Genomic DNA, 17446 nt, shown 5'->3' with positions numbered 1-17446 from the left:
TGTTCACTCCACCTTGATTGGTGACCCCGTTGCGCGCCAGCCGCGGCGCTGCAAATGGCAAACACTGCTGCACAGCAAGGCTGGCACCAGTAAATTGAGGACCGGTACGAGCATCAGCAAACACAACAGCAATCCGAGGGCAAAAATCGCCGGACGTTGTTCGCGGCGCAACGCCGCTTGCTGTTCCGCGCCAAGCACCTTGTCGGCCGCCGCGCCGTAGACCATCTGGACATTCCAGGCCAGCAAGTACGAAATCAGCACGCACATGGCCCACACCGGAATCAGCAGGGAAAACAGCAGCAACAGGCGCCGCCGCCAGACAGGGCGCGCGGAGGATGCATCCAGGCCGGCCGGCGGCTGCCAAGCGGCATAGCGGCGCGCTGCCACAGCCTTGGCGCGCTCCAGCAACAGCCAGCGCAACGGCAAGCGCGCCGTGCCGATGGCGCCGACGCTAAAAACCATCACATAGAAAAAGCCAGCCAGCGCCAGCAAGGCCAGGGCGATCTGGCCTATCGACAACAGAGCTTTGGCGGCACTGCCCAAGCCGCCGGCGATATTGCCCATCTGCGAAAGCGTGGCAGGCCCGTTGGCCAGCGTCCCGATGCCATCCATCACGCCCAGGCCCAGCAAGCCGGTGACGGACACCAGCGCCAGCATGGCGCTCAGCTCGACAAAAAAACGACCGAAGCAGCTATACAGTCCCAGCCACAGCGCCACGACCGCCATGCACCACAGCGCAGAGCGCCACCATAGCCCCGCATGACGCGCATCGCGCAGCCCCAGGCCAACGCACGTAAAGGCTTCCCGCCAGGCCAGTAGCCAGGTTTGCAATATTTGTGTCACGCTCAAGCGTACTCCGCAGTGAAGGGACGGATACGTCGATCCATATGTTGCCGATTGTACATGGATCAGACTGGCGCACGCGCCACCCAGGATCTGCAGTTGACGCCCACCCCGCCACCATTCAAAAATGGCTATCGAAATGCAAAAGCAGTCGCGGCCTGCTCGGCAGGCTCGCAAGACGATTCATAACAGACCTGATTTCTTCCCGATGCCTTTGCCCTGTAGAGTGCCTTGTCAGCGAGTTCAACCAACTCGACCGCCTGATTTTCCAGGTGCGTCGGCATGAAAGCGGCCACGCCGACGCTGGCCGTCACTACGCCAAGGGGATTGCCACTATGCTCGACGCCCAGCGATTGCACGGCCTGGCGGACGCCTTCCGCCACCGCCAAGGCACCCGGCAGATCCGTTCCGGGCAATAAAATGACCATTTCCTCGCCACCGTAGCGCGCCGCAAGGTCGCCCGGCCTGCGCATGCTGTAGCCGACCACTTTGCCGATTTTTCTCAAGCACTCGTCGCCAACCACATGGCCATAGATATCGTTGTATTGCTTGAAGAAATCGACATCGATCAACACGAGTGCCAGAGCACTATTTTCACGCTGCGCACGGCTGAACTCGGCAAGCAGCGACTGGTCGAAGTGGCGCCTGTTTGCCAGCCCCGTCAAGCCATCCTGGTTGGCAAGACGGGCCAGGGTTTCATTGATCAATTCCAGTTCATTGCGCGCTTCAAGCAAACCCGCTTCGCTCTTGACCCGCAAATCGATTTGCCGCACCACGCGGTATCCGATGAAGGCAATCAGCAGTACCAACACGCCCCCCACCGCGTTCTGCAAAATCATGTCGAGACGCCACTCGGCGAGCACTTCATCCTGTGACAATGCGGCAGAGACCACCAGTGGGTATTCCTCGATTCTTCGATAGCTATTGATACGCGTCACGCCATCGACTCGCGACTTGATCACTGCCGTGCCAACGGGACTTTTGGGCAAATAATCATGAAACACGGGAAATTGTGAAAGATCACGTCCCAGCAAACTCTCATCGAAGGGCCGTCTCAATAAAAGAATCCCTTTTCCATTCGCAATGAAAATGGCGCCTTTTTTTCCTATCGAAAAGCGTTCGTAAAACTGCCGGAAATAATTCATGTCGATGGTCGCCAGCGCCACGCCGCCAAAACTTCCGTCAGGCATGTTGATTCGCCGCGACACAGTGACTATCCAGTGCCCCGTTGATTTGCTGCGCACGGGAGGACCGACATACGGCCCCCGGTCCTCATGCGTTCGATGGTAGTTGAAATAATCCCGATCAGAATTATTCAGATTGCTCAACAGCGTTTTCTGCGAGTTCACGAGCCAGCTGCCATCCCTGGCATAGATGAAAATGCCGTGCAACTGGCGCAACTCGGCGACACGGGTCACCAGCAATTTGTGCGTACGCGCCAGTTCAGAATCGGAAACACCATCTGTTTCCACCCGCTCCACCAGTCCGACCAGCACCGTATCGGCCTCCTTGATGGTGTCATAGGCATGCTGCGCAACGGATTGCGCCAGATTGGCGCTTTCACGGCCCGCTTCATTCAGTTGCACTTCCCGTGCCCGCAAGGTCATCCATAACTGGATCGCCAAGAGCGACAGGCACACCAGCACGACAAATGAGATGGCCAGCGGCAGCAGGGAAAAGCCACGGAAGCCAGCTCCCAGCAATCGTGGCGGCAAGCTGCGTGACCTGGTCATGGGTACACTCCCGGTTTGATATGCCGCAGAGTGTGCACCAAATAGGTGGCGACATACTCACACATCGTCACAAACACGATATAAAAAAGTTACCGTGACACTTGCCGGGCAAGGAGTCCTTTCACATGCTATCGATGAATCCGGTTCCAGTTCGCCACTGTTTGCGATACCGCAATTACCTATGGAAAGGAATGCAAAACAATGCCAACTCCCCCACCGTTGCGCATAGCGGAGTTGACCATGCTTGAAGTTCAGCCCAGGGATAAGCGCGGTTTCGTCATCCTGCCGCAGGCTCCGGAGGGTGCCGGGTACTACGTCTATGGTACCCCGGGCAGGGGTGCGGGCCAATGCGCACCCGAATATGATGATGGCACTGCTGTATGTGGAGCGCGAATGGCAGGCGTCGGATACACGGAAATTTGGTATCGGCAACATTAGCCTGGCGAACGGGACCGAGTATGGGCAACACTCCACGCACAAGTCCGGCCTGGAGGTGGACATACGTCCACTGCGCAAAGATGGCCTGCCCATACCGGTACATTGGTACAACAAAGAATACGATCAAGCCGCGACGGCAAAGCTCATCGCACTTTTTCGTGCCCATGCCAATGTGCGTCGGGTGCTGTTTAACGATACCGGCATTCCATTCGTGACGCCGTTCAAAAATCACGACCATCACTTTCACCTGGAACTGAGAGCTTGAAATGAAAAAGCAGTATGCTCTGGCGTGGGGTGCCCTCACCCTGCTTTCACTGGCTTATGCGGCCGGCAACAGCGACTGGGGCGAATACAGGCCATTCAAGGGTTCTTATCTGATCTATTCGAATACCTTGGGCGAGCAACAACCGCCGACACCGCATGAACGCAAGATTTCTTTCATGGTCACGGGGGCAGTGGCCAAGGACATGTTTGACTCCATGGCTCCGGATTCAAAAGAGCGCTGCAGTTTGGAGCAAGGCTATCGACAACGCGACAAGGAAAATGTTTCCTGTGTCCGGGATCCCGACGGCCATAGGTGCTACTTCGGCTTTAACTTGCGCAGTGGAAAAAGCATAGGTGGATCGATTTGCTAGATCGCCTGTTGCCTGGCACCGTCAACGGCACCAGGCTCACAAGCCCCTACCGCCGGCTCAACGGCACATACTCGCCCGGCAAGCTGGCCGCTTCCAGCGCATCGGCAAAGGCCAGTAAAAATTTCGCCGGGCCATGCTCGGAAACGAGCAGGGAGGCGCCCTTGTGGCGCAGCAGTTTCAGCACTTCCTGCTGGTGCGCCTGGTATTCGCTGGAGTGGCCGTAAAAGGTTTGATACATCTCCAGCGTTTCCATGGCCTTGGCGGCCAGGATGAATTCGGGTTTGTCCATGATGTCTCCTCGTTGTCATTGCTGCCAAAACCACGAAAAAAACCTGCAAGATGTGCGGCCGGTGCCGGTCGCACGGCCTTGCGGCAACCACATCTGTATTTCCATCATACGCCTCAACCCGGCCATTGCGCCGTCCAGTCGCGCATCTTTTTCCATCTCGCCCGTGCGGCACCGCCACCATGCATCCATGGCCAGCACCATTCCTCACGTGCGCGCTAGGCACAGGGGGTCCGCGCATGGCATCATGCGCGTTGCCCATTTACTCTGACGACACATGGATCAATATCACTTCCTGGTAGGCGAATTCAAGAAAGATAGCCCCTTCATCGCCGCCGCAGCCAGCGCGCAGCTGTTTGCCTGGTTCGCGCACATCGGCGAACCCGTCGAGCGCTATGGCAACAAGCGCGGCAAGGTCGTCAAGTTCTCAAAGCGAAATTACGAGAAGATGCTGTTTGCGCCAGAGACCGACAGCATCGAGCTGTTTTCACCGCGCATCGTGCCGCCCGACGAAGCCGACGAGACCACCAACTGCGACGCGCTTGTCGTGTATTCATCGGGCTCGTTGTTCGTGCTGGCCATACGCGCCAGCAAGCTTGCGCAGGCGCCCTTGTTCGACGCTGCGCGGGCCATACCCGGTCTGTTCGAGCATTGCGAGTATATGTACTGCTACGCTGAAACGCAGGGCTATGGCACCGGCTACGCACTCGGCTACCGGCAGCTCGACGAGGCCCATCCGATGACCTTTGGCATTCCTTGCCCCGCAAATAACTGGGCCGCCATCAAGCGGCGCGGACTGCAAGACTCGCACCTGCGGGATGTATATCCCATCAATGGTTTTACGCAAGCCCGACTGGATGCGCTGCCGCCCGAGCGCCGACAAGCCCTGCGCGACGCAATGCAGGCGTATGGCCGCTGCGAAGAGCATGCCGACTGGATCTTCTGGTACCTGCAGCCAGGGGAATTGGAAGCGGCCCGCGCCGCACTGAACGCACACACCATGCTGGGCGCCTACATCAACAACTGACACCCATGAGTACACATTTATCGCTGCACTGCTATCTGCAAGACGAGGCCGCAGAACGTCCCAAACGTTGTTCCGACGTGACCATCCAGGCCGACCCGGCCACCTTGCGCGCCATCGCCCATTTTCTGCTGGCCAGCGCGGATGCCTTTGAGCAGGCGCAAGACCGGGCCGGCATGCACGCCCATCTGCAAGACGAGTGGGATGGCTGGCAGGACGACTTCCCCGATCTCGTTGTGGTGGCTGCCTAGGGTGGCCGCCTAGCCAGGCGCCTCCGTCTGCGCGCGTCGGGTAACATACGCCACCTTTGCCATACAGAGAACACTGATGCACCAATCCCGATATGCCCTGCCATCGCTGCGCACGGCCGTGCTGGCCGCCGCGCTGGCCAGCCTGTCCGCCTGCGCCAGCCAGCCCGCGCACGAAACGCTGTTCCTCGCCACCACGCTCACGCCCGCGCATTCCTTTACCAAGGGCATCGAAGGCCCGGCCGTGGATGCGGATGGCAATATCTATGCCGTCAACTTTGCGCGCCAGCAAACCATCGGCAAGGTCAGCCCCGGCGGCATTGGCGAGGTGTACCTGACCTTGCCCGGCACCAGCATCGCCAACGGCATCCGCTTCGGCAGCCGGGGCCAGATGTATTTGGCCGACTACATGGAACACACGATTTACCTGGTCGACCCGGCCACGCGCGCGCTGACCATCCACGCGCGCGAGCCGCGCATGACGCAGCCGAACGACATCGCCATCACGGCCGACGACGTGCTGTATGCGAGCGACCCGAACTGGAAGGAAAATACGGGCCGCGTGTGGCGCATCGCAAAGGACGGCACGGTGACCCTGGCGCTCGACACCATGGGCACGGCCAACGGCATCGAGGTCAGTCCCGACGGCAATATCTTGTATGTGAATGAAAGCGTGCAGCGCAATATCTGGATGTATGACATCGCCGCCAATGGCAGCCTGAGCGGCAAGCGCCTGCTGATCAAGTTCGACGATTTCGGCATGGACGGCATGCGCGTGGACGTCGACGGCAACCTGTACGTGACGCGCTACGGCAAGGGCAGCGTCGTGAAACTGTCGCCGCAGGGGCGCATCCTGCGCGAAATCAGCGTGCCCGGCGCCAAGCCCAGCAACATCACCTTCGGCGGCCCCGATGGCCGCACGGCGTATGTGACGGAAGTGGTGCAGGGACGGCTGCTGCAATTCCGCGTCGACCGCCCTGGCCTGGAATGGCAGCGGGCGCAGCAGCATAAGGCAAATGCGGCAAATGCGGCAGCAGCAGCAGCAGCAGCAGCCCCGCCACCGGTCGCCACGGAACCCGTCAGCGCGGAATGACGCGCTCCGCCTTCAACTTCTCGAACAGATTGAAGAAGGCATCGGGCGTATCCTGATAATCGAGAAAGCCCGCCTTGCGGCTCTTGCCCATGTCCGTCATCACTTCCATCGGCCGCCCCAGGTCGGCATCCGTATGCCACCAGGAAGCGAGGCGGCTGACATCCAGCTCCACCAGGCCATGCTGCTGCGCGATGGCGCGCCACTGCGCGGGCGCGTCCTGCATGCGGTCGGCCAGCGGCGCCATCGCCTCGGGCAAGTCCGCCGCCTCGACGCCGAAGTAGGCGGCCAGGCGCGGCCACAACCACTTCCAACGGAATACGTCGCCATTGACGATATTGAAGTCCTCGTTGCGCGCGGCGGGGCTGTCGGCCGCCCATGCCAGGTGGCGCGCGATCTGGCCTGCGTCCGTCATGTCGGACAAGCCGTGCCATTGGGCGCTTGAACCGGGAAAGACGAAGGGCTGGCCGCCGGCCTTGCACAAGTTGGCATACACGGCCAGGGTCAGGCCCATGTTCATGGCATTACCCAGCGCGTAACCGATGATGGTGTGCGGGCGGTGCACGCTCCACGTAAAACCATACTGCGCGGCCGCTTCGAACAGCCGGTCTTCCTGTGCATAGTAAAAGTTCTCCACGTCCTGACGGCCCTGCTCCTCGCGGAACGGCGTGACGGGCACGGCTCCCTTGCCATACGCATCGAACGGTCCCAGGTAGTGCTTGAGGCCCGTCACCAGCGCCGCATGGCGCAAATGGCCAGTGGGGCCCAGGGCAGCCAGCACATTGGAGACCATGGCGCCATTGACGCGGATGTTTTCCTGCTCGTTTGCCTGGCGCGCCCAGGCTGTGAAGAAGACGTGGCTGGCGTCCAGGCCAGCCAGCGCGGCGGCGACGGCAGCGCCATCCGTCGCGTCGAGCGACAGGGCCGCGCAGCCGGCAGGCACGGGCGTGCGGCCGCGCGAGACGCCCGTCACCTGCCAGCCCTGCGCCAGCAAGTGCGTGGCCAGATTGCTGCCGATAACGCCGCTGGCGCCGATAATCAATGCGTGCTTGTTCATGCGTACTCCCATACCTGTGTGAAACACCATGATATAGCGGACAGAAATTCTTATCTGCGATAGTATTTCACCCTATTCGTGAATAAAATTCCTCAATCATGTTTTCATCGGAACATTTGAAGGGCATCACGCCCTTTCTCGCCACGGCGGATGCTGGCAGCTTCACCAGGGCGGCCGCACGGCTGCACCTGAGCAGTTCAGCCGTCAGCAAGAGCGTGGCGCGGCTGGAGGAGCGGCTGGGCGTGATCCTGTTCGAGCGCAGCACACGCCGCCTGAAATTGAGCGAGGCGGGCCGCGCCTACTACGCCACCTGCAAGCGCGTGCTGCAGGAACTGGCCGATGCGGAAGACGTCCTGGCCGAACACGCGACGGAACTGGCGGGCAAGGTGCGCATCGGCGTGCCCGCCTCGTACGGCCGCCTGCGCGTCATGCCGGCGCTGCTGGCCCTGTGCGCGCAGTATCCCGGGCTGCAGCCATCGATCGCCTTCAGCGACCGCTTCGTCGACCTGTTCGAGGAGCGCATCGATATCGCCGTGCGCATCGGCGCGCCATCGCACTGGCCCGCCGCGCTGGGCCAGATGCAGCTGGGGGCGGAACGCCTGATCCTGTGCGCGGCGCCCGCCTACCTGGCGCGGCGCGGCACGCCCGCCTCCGTCGCGGAACTGGAGCGGCACGACTGCATCGCCTATGGCCGTGGCGACGGTTCGCCCATGCCGTGGCTGTTCCCGGATGAGGACAAGGGCGGTCAGCTGGAATACCGCGTGGCCGCGCCGCGCATGACGGTGGGCGACGCCGAGGCGCGCACCGCCGCCGTGCTGGCGGGCCTAGGCGTGGCGCAGCTGGCCACGTGGCTGGTGGAAGAACACCTGGCGTCAGGCGCCATCGTCGCCGTGCTGCCGCAGCTGGCCACGCCAGGCCTGCCGTTGTATCTGGCATGGCCGCTGGCGCGCCAGTTGACGCCGAAGACGGGCACCCTGCTGCAGGAGTTGCGCCAGCGCCTGACGATCTGAGGATCTGAGTATCTGAAGACGTGAAAAATCAGTACAACACGTTCTTCGCTTCCGGCTGATCGACATTGGCCTTGGTGACGATCACCACGCCCGTGTTGACGAACGGCGCGACCTTCTTGCCTTCGATCAGGCTGACGAGGGTTTTCACGCCCAGTGCGCCCATCGAGTACGAACCTTGCACGGCGGTCGCGTACAGGGTGCCGTCCTTGACGAAGTTTTTCAAGTCTTCATTGCCATCGAAGCCCACGGCGATCACCTTGCCGGCCTTGCCCGCCTGCGCGATGGCGCGGCCCATGCCCACGGCCGTCGGCTCGTTGGCGCCGAAGATACCCTTCAAGTCAGGATTTGATGCCAGCACGTCGGTCGTCTGGTTCAGCGCCGTGGCCATCTGCGACTGCGAGTAATACGTGCCGACGATCTGCAGCTGCGAGTTCTTTTCGATATAGCGCTTGAAGCCGCCCACCCGGCCCGTTTCGGAACCGGCGCCCGCCACGTACGACATCACGGCGATCTTGCCCGTCTTGCCGACCTGCGAAATGAGGGCCTTGGCGCTTTGCTCGCCGGCCGCTTCATTGTCGGTCGACAGGAAGGACTGGTAATAGCGCTTGCCGCTGTCTGCCACCAGCGAATCGATCAGCACCACGGGAATCTTCGCTTCCCACGCCTTTTTCAGGGCCGGCACCAGCGCATCCGGGTCCGACGCGGCCAGCACGATGCCGGCCACTTTGCGCGTGACGGCGTTTTCCACCATGCTGACCTGGTCGGCAATGGCCGATTCCGATGCCGGTCCCTGGAAGGTCAGGCTGTAGCCCTTGGCGTCTGCCGCGCTGGCCGTGGCGCCCTTCTTGACGTTTTGCCAGTAGTTGGAATTGGTGGTCTTGACGATCACGGCGATCTCGCCCGGGGCGGCGAAGGCGGCGCTGGAGCTCAGGGCAAATGCTGCGGTCAACAGACCGAGTGACATGGCTTTGATGGTGTTCATTGTCGTCCTCATTTAATTATAGATTTATGGGTGTGACTACTTTCAGCTGCTGCTTCAGGCGCGGTTGCGCTTCTGATCGATCCAGACGGTCAGCAAGATGACCAGTCCGATAATGATTTGCTGGATAAAGCTCGATACCCCGTTCATGTTCAAGCCGTTGCGCAAGATGCCGATGACGAAGGAACCGATGACAGTGCCGGAAATGGTGCCGATGCCGCCGATCAGCGAGGCGCCGCCGATCACGGCGCTGGCGATGGCATCGAGTTCGTACATCACGCCCTCGTTCGGCTGCGCCGTCACCAGGCGCGACATCAGCACGCAGCCCGTCAGGCCCGACAAGGCGCCGGACAGGGTGTACACGAGCAGGGTCACGCGGCCCACCTTCACGCCGGACAAGCGCGCCGCTTCCGCATTCGAGCCGACGGCATAGATATGCCGGCCAAAGGTGGTGCGGCTGAGCATGATGGAGACGGCCACGGCGATCACCACCATCAGCACCACCGGATACGGAATGCCGGGGAAGACGACTTCGGGAAAGGTGCCGCCCGTGTCGCGCTCGATGCGCCACAGCACGCCGTTACCCAGTTCACCGAACGAATCGCCCAGGCCGGAAATGGCGCGCGCGCCCGTCACCTGCAGCGCCAGGCCGCGCGCGATCAGCATCATGCCCAGGGTGGCGATGAAGGGCGGCAGCTTCAATTGGGTGATGCAAAAGCCGTTGACGGCGCCGCACATGGCGCCCACCACGACGCCGCCCAGCATGGCGACCGGCACGGGCACGCCGCTTTTCACCAGCAGCGCGGCGGCCACGCCGGCCAGCGCCAGCACGGAGCCGGAACTGAGGTCGATGCCGCCCGTGATGATGACGCAGGTGGCGGCAATGCCCAGGTAGGCGATCGACGTCACTTGCAAGGCCACGCTCATGCCGTTGCTGACGGAGAAAAAGGCGTTGCTGGTCAGGGAGAACACCAGCAGCAACAGCGACAGGCTGCCCAGCGCGGCGAATTTTTGGATCAGTTCTTTGTTCATTTTTTAAGCTTTCTGTTTTTAATGGGCTGCCACCTGGCCAGGAGTGGGACTGACTACGCGCCCCGACGCCAACTGCATGATCTCTTCCTGCGACGACTCGCGCGTATTGACGATGCCGCTGATGCGCCCTTCATGGAACACGGCCACCCGGTCCGTCATGCCCATGATCTCGGGCAGCTCGGACGTGATCAGCACCACGCCGATGCCTTCCGACGCGAGCTTGTCGAGCAGCTGGTAGATGGCGAACTTGGCGCCCACGTCGATGCCGCGCGTGGGTTCGTCGAAGAAGATGATTTTCGATTCGCGGTACAGCCATTTGCTGATGACAATCTTTTGCTGGTTGCCGCCGGAAAGATTGCGCGCGATCTGTTTCGAGGTCGGCGTCTTGATGCCCAACGCCGCGATGTATTGCTGCGCCACCGCCTCTTCCCTGGCGAAATCGATGAAGCCGAACCGGTTCGCCAGCCCCGACACATTCGTCAGGGTCAGGTTGGCCGCCACCGACATGCGGATCGCCAGGCCGTGGCTCTTGCGGTCTTCCGACAGATAGGCGATGCCGTGGCCGATGGCGTCGATGGGACTGGTGATCGTCACCGCCATGTCGCCCAGGTGGATCGCGCCGCTGGTGAGGGGATCGGCGCCAAAGATGGCGCGCGCCACTTCCGTGCGCCCCGCGCCCATCAGGCCGGAAAAGCCGAGGATCTCGCCGCGCCGTAAATCAAAGCTCAACGGGCCGAAGACATCCTTGCGGTGCAAATCGGTCACGCGCAGCAGCACGTCGGCGGTCGGTGTCGAGACGCGGTCGGGAAATTTTTCATCGAGCGTGCGGCCCACCATCTTTGCCACGATGGCGTCCAGGGTGGTGGCGGCAAAATCATCGGTGCAGACGAATTTGCCGTCGCGCAGCACCGTCACCCTGTCGATAATGTGCTGCATCTCTTCCAGCCGGTGCGAGATGTAGACCACGCTCACGCCATTGCGCTTGAGTTCATTGATGATGTCAAACAGCTGGCCCGTCTCGCTTTCCGTCAGCGACGACGTGGGTTCGTCCATGATCAGCACTTCCGTATTGAGCGACAGGGCCTTGGCGATTTCCACCATCTGCTGCTGCGCGCAGGACAGGTTTTTGACCAGCTGGCGCGGATCGATGCGCAGCTTGAGCCGGTCCAGCAGCGCCTGTGCATCAAGACGCATTTTTTTACGGTCGATAAAAATGCCGCGCACCGGTTCGCGCGCCAGGAAAATATTCTCCGCCACGCTCAGGTGCGGGATCAGGTTCAGTTCCTGGTGGATGATGGCGATGCCGGCCGCCTCCGCATCCACGCTGCAGGAAAAACTGCACACCTTGCCCTTGTAGACGAGTTCTCCCTCGTCGGCCTGGTACACGCCGCTCATCACCTTCATCAGGGTGGACTTGCCGGCGCCGTTTTCGCCGCACAGCGCATGCGCCTCGCCCTTGCGCAGGCTGAAGCTGACGTTATCGAGCGCCAGCACGCCTGGAAAGCGCTTGCTGACCTGGTTCAGCGCCAGTATCTCTTCGGATTGATTCATGGTGTGTCTCCTCCACTCCACTGCCATAGGCCGGCGCGCCGATGTCTGAGCACCTTGGCGGCACGCCGGTCTGCTACTGGTTTAACCGTCGATCAGTTCCGGATTCCACGCATGCACGGTCTGCTTCTGCTCACCGAGGCCTTCGATCCCCAGGCGCATGGTGTCGCCCGGCTTCAGGTACACGGCCGATGGTTTCTGGCCCATGCCCACGCCCGGTGGCGTGCCGGTACTGATGATGTCGCCCGGGTACAAGGTCATGAAACGGCTGATATAGCTGACCAGGTTGGCTACACCGAAGACCATGGTTCTCGTATTGCCATCCTGGACGCGCTTGCCGTTCACTTCCAGCCACAGGCCCAGGTTTTGCGGGTCCGCCACTTCGTCGCTTGTGACCAGCCAGGGGCCGATCGGGCCGAAGGTATCGCAGCCCTTGCCCTTGTCCCACTGGCCGCCGCGCTCCAGCTGGTACTCGCGTTCGGACAAGTCATTGACAACGCAGTAGCCGGCCACGTACGACAGCGCATCGGCTTCGCTCACATAGCGCGCGGTGGTGCCGATCACCACGCCCAGCTCCACTTCCCAGTCGCTTTTCTTCGAGTCCTGCGGCATCACCACGGCATCGTTGGCGCCGATCATGGCGCTGGTGGCCTTCATGAACAGCACCGGCTCGGCCGGCACGGCCATGCCCGATTCGGCCGCATGGTCAGCATAGTTCAGTCCCACGCAGAGAAACTTGCCCACGCCCTTCCACGGCGGCGCGATGCGGCCGGGATGGTCCACCACCGGCAGGCTGGCGATATCGATGGCGGCCAGGGTTGCCAGGCCATCCTTGCCCAGGGTCTCGCCCGTGATATCGGACAGCACGCCGGAGAGGTCGCGCACGGCGCCGTCAGCATCGATCAGTGCAGGTTTTTCAGCGCCCTTGGCGCCATAACGCATCAGTTTCATGTGTGTCTCTCGTTGTTGTAATTAATTGGACCAGCCACCATCGATGACGTGAGTCATGCCGGTGGTGAAAGCGGATTCGTCGGAAGCCAGGTAGACGGCCAGCGCGGCGATTTCCTCCGCCCTGCCCACTCTGCCCATCGGCTGGCGGGCGACAAACGCGGCCTGCACTTCATCGACGCTCAAGCCCGTCGCCGCCGCCTGCGCGGCAATGCGTTCCTTCAGCGACGGCGACTCGATGGTGCCGGGACAGATCGCATTGCAGCGGATGCCGCGCGTGACGAAATCGGCGGCCACCGATTTCGTCATGCCTACCACTGCCGCCTTCGAGGTGCCGTAGATAAAACGGTTCGGCGCGCCCTTCACGCTCGACGCCACCGACGACATATTGACGATGGAGCCAGCGCCCCGTGCCAGCATGCCGGGCAGCACGGCGCGCATCAGCCGGTACATGGAGCGCGCGTTGATGTCGAAGGAACGGTCCCACGCCGCATCGTCGCAGTCGAGGATGGTGCCGCCATCGACGAAGCCGGCGCAGTTGAACAGGATATCGACGGGACCGATCTCGTCGGCCAGCGCGGTGATGGCCGCGCCATCGGTCACGTCGAGCCGGCGGATGGCGCAGCCCGTCGCCTCTTTCAGCACGTCGAGCTGGGCCTGGTTGATATCGGTGGCAATTACCGTGGCGCCTTCGCGCACGAACGCTTCGGCCGTGGCGCGGCCGATGCCCTGGCCGGCGGCGGTGAGCAGGGCGATTTTGCCTTGTAGTCTGGCGGTCATGTTGTCTCCTTTTTTTAGGGCCTAAGCCATATGAAATACGTGTTCCATCATCGCCCAGTGCTCGCCTTCGGCGCGCGAGGCCAGCGGCTCCTGGCACGGTGCGCAAAAGGTCCACCAGCGCTGCGTTTCCGGGTCGGCGGCAATGGCCGCCATGTCGGCTTCGAAGTCCTCGCCGTGGTATTCCCAGTAGCCGAACAGCAGGTTTTCCGGCTGGCGCAGGAAGATCGAATAATTGCTGACATGCGCGGCTGCCAGCCTTGCCAGCACCTGCGGCCAGACGGCGGCATGCAGGGTCTTGTATTCCGCGATGCGTTCCGGTGCGATGCCGATGACCATGCCCATTTTTTTCATGGCGTTTCCTGACTGATGCCGTAAAAGCGCAATGCGTTAAGGCCGAAAATATCATCCCTGTCCTCTTGCCCCAGATGCGCCAGCAGCGCTTCGCTGGCCGCCAGCCACGCCGCATAGCCGCCGGCCAGATCCACCACGGGCCAGTCGCTGCCCCAGATCACGCGCCGGGGGCCGAATACTTCCAGCACATGTGCGACATAGGGGCGCAAGTCGTCCACGTTACAGCCGGGTTTCGCTTCCGTCACGAGTCCCGACAGCTTGCAGTGCACGTTCGGCAGCGTGGCCAGCTGCGCCATGTCTTCGCGCCATGTGCCGAAGGCGGCATCGGCTATCGGCGGCTTGGCTGCATGGTCGATCACGATGGGCAGCAGCGGATAATCGCGCGCGCAATGCAGCAGCGCGGGCAGGTGACGCGGCAGCACCAGCGCATCGAGCCGCAGACCGTGTTCCACCATGGCCTTCAAAGCTGGCGCCAGCGCCGGATTGGCGATCCAGGCATCGTCTTCGAGATCCTGCAGCATGGGCCGCAAGCCTTTGAGCTTCGGCTGCGATGCCAGGCGGGCAATCGCAGCCGCTGCGTCAGGCGCCAGCAAATCGCTCCATCCCACGACGGCGCGGATAAAGCTGGCCTGATCAGCCAGCGCCAGCAGCCAATGGGTATCGTCTTCGGACGGCAGCGACTGCACCAGCACCGTTCCGGCGATACCGTGCGCGGCCAGCAACGGTGCCAGGTCGGCGGGCGCGAAATTGCGGTGGATGGCGGCCAGCGATGGCGGCGGCCAGCTGCCAGTGCGCGCGGCCAGCTGCCAGAAGTGCTGGTGGGCGTCGATGCGCATCATGCGGCCACTCCCGCAGGCAGCGGCGCGCGCGCATCGAGCAAGTCCGCTTCCCGCAGCGCCAGCCACAGGGCGTCGGGCAGCGGCGTGGCGAACCAGTCCAGATTTTGCCGCAGCTGCGCCAGGTTCTGGCCGCCCGGGATGCAGGAAGCGACGGCCGGATGGGCAAGTGGAAACTGCAGGGCGGCGGCTTGCAAGGGCACGCCAAAGTCACGGCAGACGGCGTCCAGGCGCGCCACGCGCTTGAGTATCACGGCCGGCGCATCGGTGTAATTGAATTTACCGTTCCCGGCCAGCACGCCAGAGTTGAACGGGCCGCCGATGACGATGGCGTTGCCGCGTTCCACGCACAGGTCCAGCAATGGCGACAGCGAAGCCTGCTCCAGCAAGGTGTAGCGGCCGGCCAGCAGGGTGCAATCGAGGTCGAATTCGGCCATGGCCCGCAGCACGATCTCGCATTCATTGACACCGAGGCCCACGGCCTTCACCTGGCCGCTGGCGCGCAGTTGGTCCAGCGCGCGAAAGCCGCCGCCATCCGTCAGCTGGCGCCAGTATCGCTGATCGCGTTCGCCATGCGTAGCCCTGCCGATATCGTGCACGAACAGGATATCGATGCGCTCGAGTCCCAGTCGCTGCAGGCTGTCGTCGTGCGAACGCAGCACGCCGTCATACGTGTAGTCGTAATGGGGACGGAACGGCAACGGGGCGGAAAAACCATCGTCGCCGGGGCGTACGGAGGCGTCGGGCCGCATCAGCCGTCCCACCTTGGTGCTGATCACGAACTCGTTGCGGGGCCGCTCGCGCAGCGCCGCGCCGAGACGGTGTTCGGACTGGGTGTAGCCGTAGAATGGCGCCGTGTCGTAGAAGCGCACGCCGGCATCCCAGGCGCCATCGAGGGTGGCGCGCGCCTGCGCATCGCTGACCGCCTGGTACAAGCCGCCCAGCGGCGCGCAGCCCATGCCGATGCAGGGCAGCGACAGGCCGCCGCGCGGCAGGTTACGCATTTGTGTGGCATCCATGAACCCGGCCCTCACGCTGCGCGCAATGGGAAACAGCCTGGCCCCACCGCGTCGAATTGTTTATAGGTCAGCACAAATTCCTGGTGGCCCAGGTCTTCCGAGCGGCTCAGTTCTCCGTTGGCCACGTTCAGCACAGCGGCGACGATCTCCGCGCCCACTTCTTCCAGGGTGGCTTCGCCCGTGAGGATCTTGCCGGCGTTGATATCCATGTCGTCGGCCAGGCGCTCGAAGGTTTGCGGGTTGGCGCACACCTTGATGACGGGCGAAATCGCCGAACCCACGACGGAGCCGCGGCCGGTAGTGAACAAGGTGATGTGGGCGCCGCAGGAAATGAGTTCGACGATTTCCGCGTTGTCCGACACGTTCGGAAAACCGAAGCGCGGCTCGCCGTCCGGCACCACGTCGAGCAGGTACAGGCCGCCGCCGGCCGGCTGGTCGCCCGGTTTCAAAATGCCGACGATGGGCGAGGAACCGCTCTTGGCGTAGGCGCCCAGCGACTTTTCTTCCTGCGTGGTGAGGCCGCCATCGGCGTTCCCCGGCGAGAAGCTGCCATGGCCCATGATGGTGTAATAGCGGGCCGCCTTGGCCACGGTTTCGACGATGGCGTTGCCCAGGTCGGGGCTGACGGCGCGCCGCTGCATGTGGTATTCGCAGCCCACCAGCTCACCCGTCTCCTCGAAGATGCAGGGGCTGCCGGCCGCGATCAGGGTGTCGAATGCCACGCCGACGGCCGGGTTGGCGCTGATGCCGCTGGTGCTGTCGGAACCGCCGCAGATGGTGGCGACGACCAGTTCATCGATCCCCATCGGCACGCGCTCCTGCTGCGCCAGGTGCTCGAGCGCCCAGCCTATCCATTCCGTACCACTGCTCACGCTGGGGCGCGTACCGCTGTTTTCCTGGATGGTAATCGTATGCACGGGGCGGTCGCTGTCGGCCACGGCGCTGGAGAGGCCATACTTGTTGAAGCCTTCGCAGCCCAGGGACACCAGCAGCACGGCGCCCACGTTCGGGTGCGTCAGCAGGCGGCGCATTACCTGGTCCGCGTATTCATTGGGGAAGCAGCCCGTAAAGCCAATCAGGTGCACGGGCTGGCCGGGGAAGGCGTTGACCATCAGGCGCGCCACGTGGTGCGCGCATTCGACCATATAGGCCACGACCACGATATTGCGGATGCCCTTGCGGCCATCGGCGCGCAGGTAGCCCGACAGGGCGGGTGTCGTCACGGGAGCGTTCATGCTTGGTCGTCCTTGTCCAGGAAGTGGTGGCCGTCCTGGCCCAGGGTAAACGTGGGGATGTAATCGCTTGCCAGGTTGTGCGTGTGGATATGCTCGCCGATGGCGACGGGGGCCGTGATGCTGCCGATCAGCGCGCCGTAGCGCAGCACCTTGTCGCCCACGGCCAGCGCGCGGCGCGCCACCTTGTGGCCGATCTGGATGTTTTGCGCCAGGGTGACAGGCAAGCCATCGATGGCGACGACGTCGCCGCAGGCCAAGGCTGTCCTGGCGATCAGGCAGTTATCTTCGGGCGACATCAGGAGCAGGCTGGCAGGCCGGGAAGCGAGGCTCATGGCGCACCCTCCCCGGCAAAGA

20 protein-coding genes are annotated in these 17446 nt (G+C 62.6%); 6 read left to right on the top strand and 14 right to left on the bottom strand.

The window, feature by feature from the left end; all coding sequences use genetic code 11:
• Window positions 1–3: 3 nt before the first annotated feature.
• Complete coding sequence (locus AC3IQ7_RS07730; protein ID WP_489208804.1) at window positions 4–849, bottom strand: hypothetical protein; 846 nt, start codon at window positions 847–849, stop codon at window positions 4–6.
• Between the two features lie 125 nt (window positions 850–974).
• Window positions 975–2576, bottom strand: a complete 1602-nt coding sequence (locus AC3IQ7_RS07725; protein WP_489208802.1) for a sensor domain-containing diguanylate cyclase — start codon at window positions 2574–2576, stop codon at window positions 975–977.
• 361 nt (window positions 2577–2937) lie between these two features.
• Between AC3IQ7_RS07725 and AC3IQ7_RS07720 the strand changes: the two genes are divergently transcribed.
• Entirely contained in the window at window positions 2938–3279 is a 342-nt protein-coding gene (locus AC3IQ7_RS07720; protein ID WP_099378878.1) for a hypothetical protein, read from the top strand.
• A 1-nt stretch (window position 3280) separates the two neighbouring features.
• Window positions 3281–3649, top strand: a complete 369-nt coding sequence (locus AC3IQ7_RS07715; RefSeq protein ID WP_099378877.1) for a hypothetical protein — start codon at window positions 3281–3283, stop codon at window positions 3647–3649.
• Between the two features lie 46 nt (window positions 3650–3695).
• Here the strand turns inward: AC3IQ7_RS07715 and AC3IQ7_RS07710 are convergent, their stop codons facing one another.
• Window positions 3696–3938: a hypothetical protein gene (locus tag AC3IQ7_RS07710; protein ID WP_070303981.1), complete on the bottom strand. Its 243-nt coding sequence runs from the start codon at window positions 3936–3938 to the stop codon at window positions 3696–3698.
• 274 nt (window positions 3939–4212) lie between these two features.
• Between AC3IQ7_RS07710 and AC3IQ7_RS07705 the strand changes: the two genes are divergently transcribed.
• The 3 genes from AC3IQ7_RS07705 to AC3IQ7_RS07695 all read left to right on the top strand — a co-directional run bounded on the left by AC3IQ7_RS07705 (window position 4213) and on the right by AC3IQ7_RS07695 (window position 6300).
• On the top strand, window positions 4213–4962 hold the full coding sequence (locus AC3IQ7_RS07705) for a hypothetical protein (RefSeq protein WP_489208799.1): 750 nt from the start codon (window positions 4213–4215) through the stop codon (window positions 4960–4962).
• A gap of 5 nt (window positions 4963–4967) precedes the next feature.
• A complete protein-coding gene (locus tag AC3IQ7_RS07700; RefSeq protein ID WP_489208797.1) occupies window positions 4968–5210 on the top strand; it encodes an Imm32 family immunity protein in 243 nt (80 codons plus the stop codon).
• A 76-nt stretch (window positions 5211–5286) separates the two neighbouring features.
• Entirely contained in the window at window positions 5287–6300 is a 1014-nt protein-coding gene (locus AC3IQ7_RS07695; protein ID WP_489208795.1) for an SMP-30/gluconolactonase/LRE family protein, read from the top strand.
• Here AC3IQ7_RS07695 and AC3IQ7_RS07690 read toward each other — a convergent pair.
• The gene (locus AC3IQ7_RS07690) at window positions 6287–7354 is read right to left on the bottom strand and encodes an SDR family oxidoreductase (protein WP_489208794.1); all 1068 of its coding nucleotides are present in this window, start codon (window positions 7352–7354) and stop codon (window positions 6287–6289) included. The two genes, AC3IQ7_RS07695 and AC3IQ7_RS07690, sit on opposite strands and share 14 nt — an antisense overlap.
• A gap of 98 nt (window positions 7355–7452) precedes the next feature.
• Here AC3IQ7_RS07690 and AC3IQ7_RS07685 point away from each other — a divergent pair, with 98 nt between their 5' ends.
• Complete coding sequence (locus AC3IQ7_RS07685) at window positions 7453–8364, top strand: LysR family transcriptional regulator (protein ID WP_489208792.1); 912 nt, start codon at window positions 7453–7455, stop codon at window positions 8362–8364.
• Between the two features lie 28 nt (window positions 8365–8392).
• On the opposite strand, the gene AC3IQ7_RS07680 is transcribed toward AC3IQ7_RS07685, so the two are convergent.
• The 10 genes from AC3IQ7_RS07680 to AC3IQ7_RS07635 all read right to left on the bottom strand — a co-directional run bounded on the left by AC3IQ7_RS07680 (window position 8393) and on the right by AC3IQ7_RS07635 (window position 17424).
• Window positions 8393–9346 (bottom strand): ABC transporter substrate-binding protein, encoded by a 954-nt coding sequence (locus tag AC3IQ7_RS07680; protein WP_035825547.1) that lies wholly within the window; start codon window positions 9344–9346, stop codon window positions 8393–8395.
• A gap of 54 nt (window positions 9347–9400) precedes the next feature.
• The gene (locus tag AC3IQ7_RS07675) at window positions 9401–10375 is read right to left on the bottom strand and encodes an ABC transporter permease (RefSeq protein ID WP_070257549.1); all 975 of its coding nucleotides are present in this window, start codon (window positions 10373–10375) and stop codon (window positions 9401–9403) included.
• Between the two features lie 18 nt (window positions 10376–10393).
• Window positions 10394–11926: a sugar ABC transporter ATP-binding protein gene (locus AC3IQ7_RS07670; RefSeq protein ID WP_489208789.1), complete on the bottom strand. Its 1533-nt coding sequence runs from the start codon at window positions 11924–11926 to the stop codon at window positions 10394–10396.
• 81 nt (window positions 11927–12007) lie between these two features.
• Complete coding sequence (locus tag AC3IQ7_RS07665) at window positions 12008–12874, bottom strand: fumarylacetoacetate hydrolase family protein (RefSeq protein ID WP_489208788.1); 867 nt, start codon at window positions 12872–12874, stop codon at window positions 12008–12010.
• A 21-nt stretch (window positions 12875–12895) separates the two neighbouring features.
• Window positions 12896–13651 carry an SDR family oxidoreductase gene (locus AC3IQ7_RS07660; RefSeq protein ID WP_322427518.1) on the bottom strand — a complete coding sequence of 252 codons (756 nt, stop codon included), beginning with the start codon at window positions 13649–13651 and terminating at the stop codon, window positions 12896–12898.
• A 21-nt stretch (window positions 13652–13672) separates the two neighbouring features.
• Window positions 13673–14002 carry an L-rhamnose mutarotase gene (locus AC3IQ7_RS07655; RefSeq protein WP_099378868.1) on the bottom strand — a complete coding sequence of 110 codons (330 nt, stop codon included), beginning with the start codon at window positions 14000–14002 and terminating at the stop codon, window positions 13673–13675.
• A complete protein-coding gene (locus tag AC3IQ7_RS07650) occupies window positions 13999–14841 on the bottom strand; it encodes an amidohydrolase family protein (protein WP_489208785.1) in 843 nt (280 codons plus the stop codon). The genes AC3IQ7_RS07655 and AC3IQ7_RS07650 overlap by 4 nt, the downstream gene beginning before the upstream one ends.
• On the bottom strand, window positions 14838–15857 hold the full coding sequence (locus AC3IQ7_RS07645; RefSeq protein WP_489208783.1) for an aldo/keto reductase: 1020 nt from the start codon (window positions 15855–15857) through the stop codon (window positions 14838–14840). Before AC3IQ7_RS07645 ends, AC3IQ7_RS07650 begins: the two co-directional genes overlap by 4 nt.
• A gap of 11 nt (window positions 15858–15868) precedes the next feature.
• The gene (locus tag AC3IQ7_RS07640; protein ID WP_322427516.1) at window positions 15869–17092 is read right to left on the bottom strand and encodes a UxaA family hydrolase; all 1224 of its coding nucleotides are present in this window, start codon (window positions 17090–17092) and stop codon (window positions 15869–15871) included.
• Entirely contained in the window at window positions 17089–17424 is a 336-nt protein-coding gene (locus AC3IQ7_RS07635) for a UxaA family hydrolase (protein ID WP_489208782.1), read from the bottom strand. Before AC3IQ7_RS07635 ends, AC3IQ7_RS07640 begins: the two co-directional genes overlap by 4 nt.
• Window positions 17425–17446: the final 22 nt, after the last annotated feature.

Source organism: Janthinobacterium sp. GL_088 (assembly GCF_057837845.1).
This window is presented reverse-complemented; position numbering and strand designations above follow the sequence as displayed.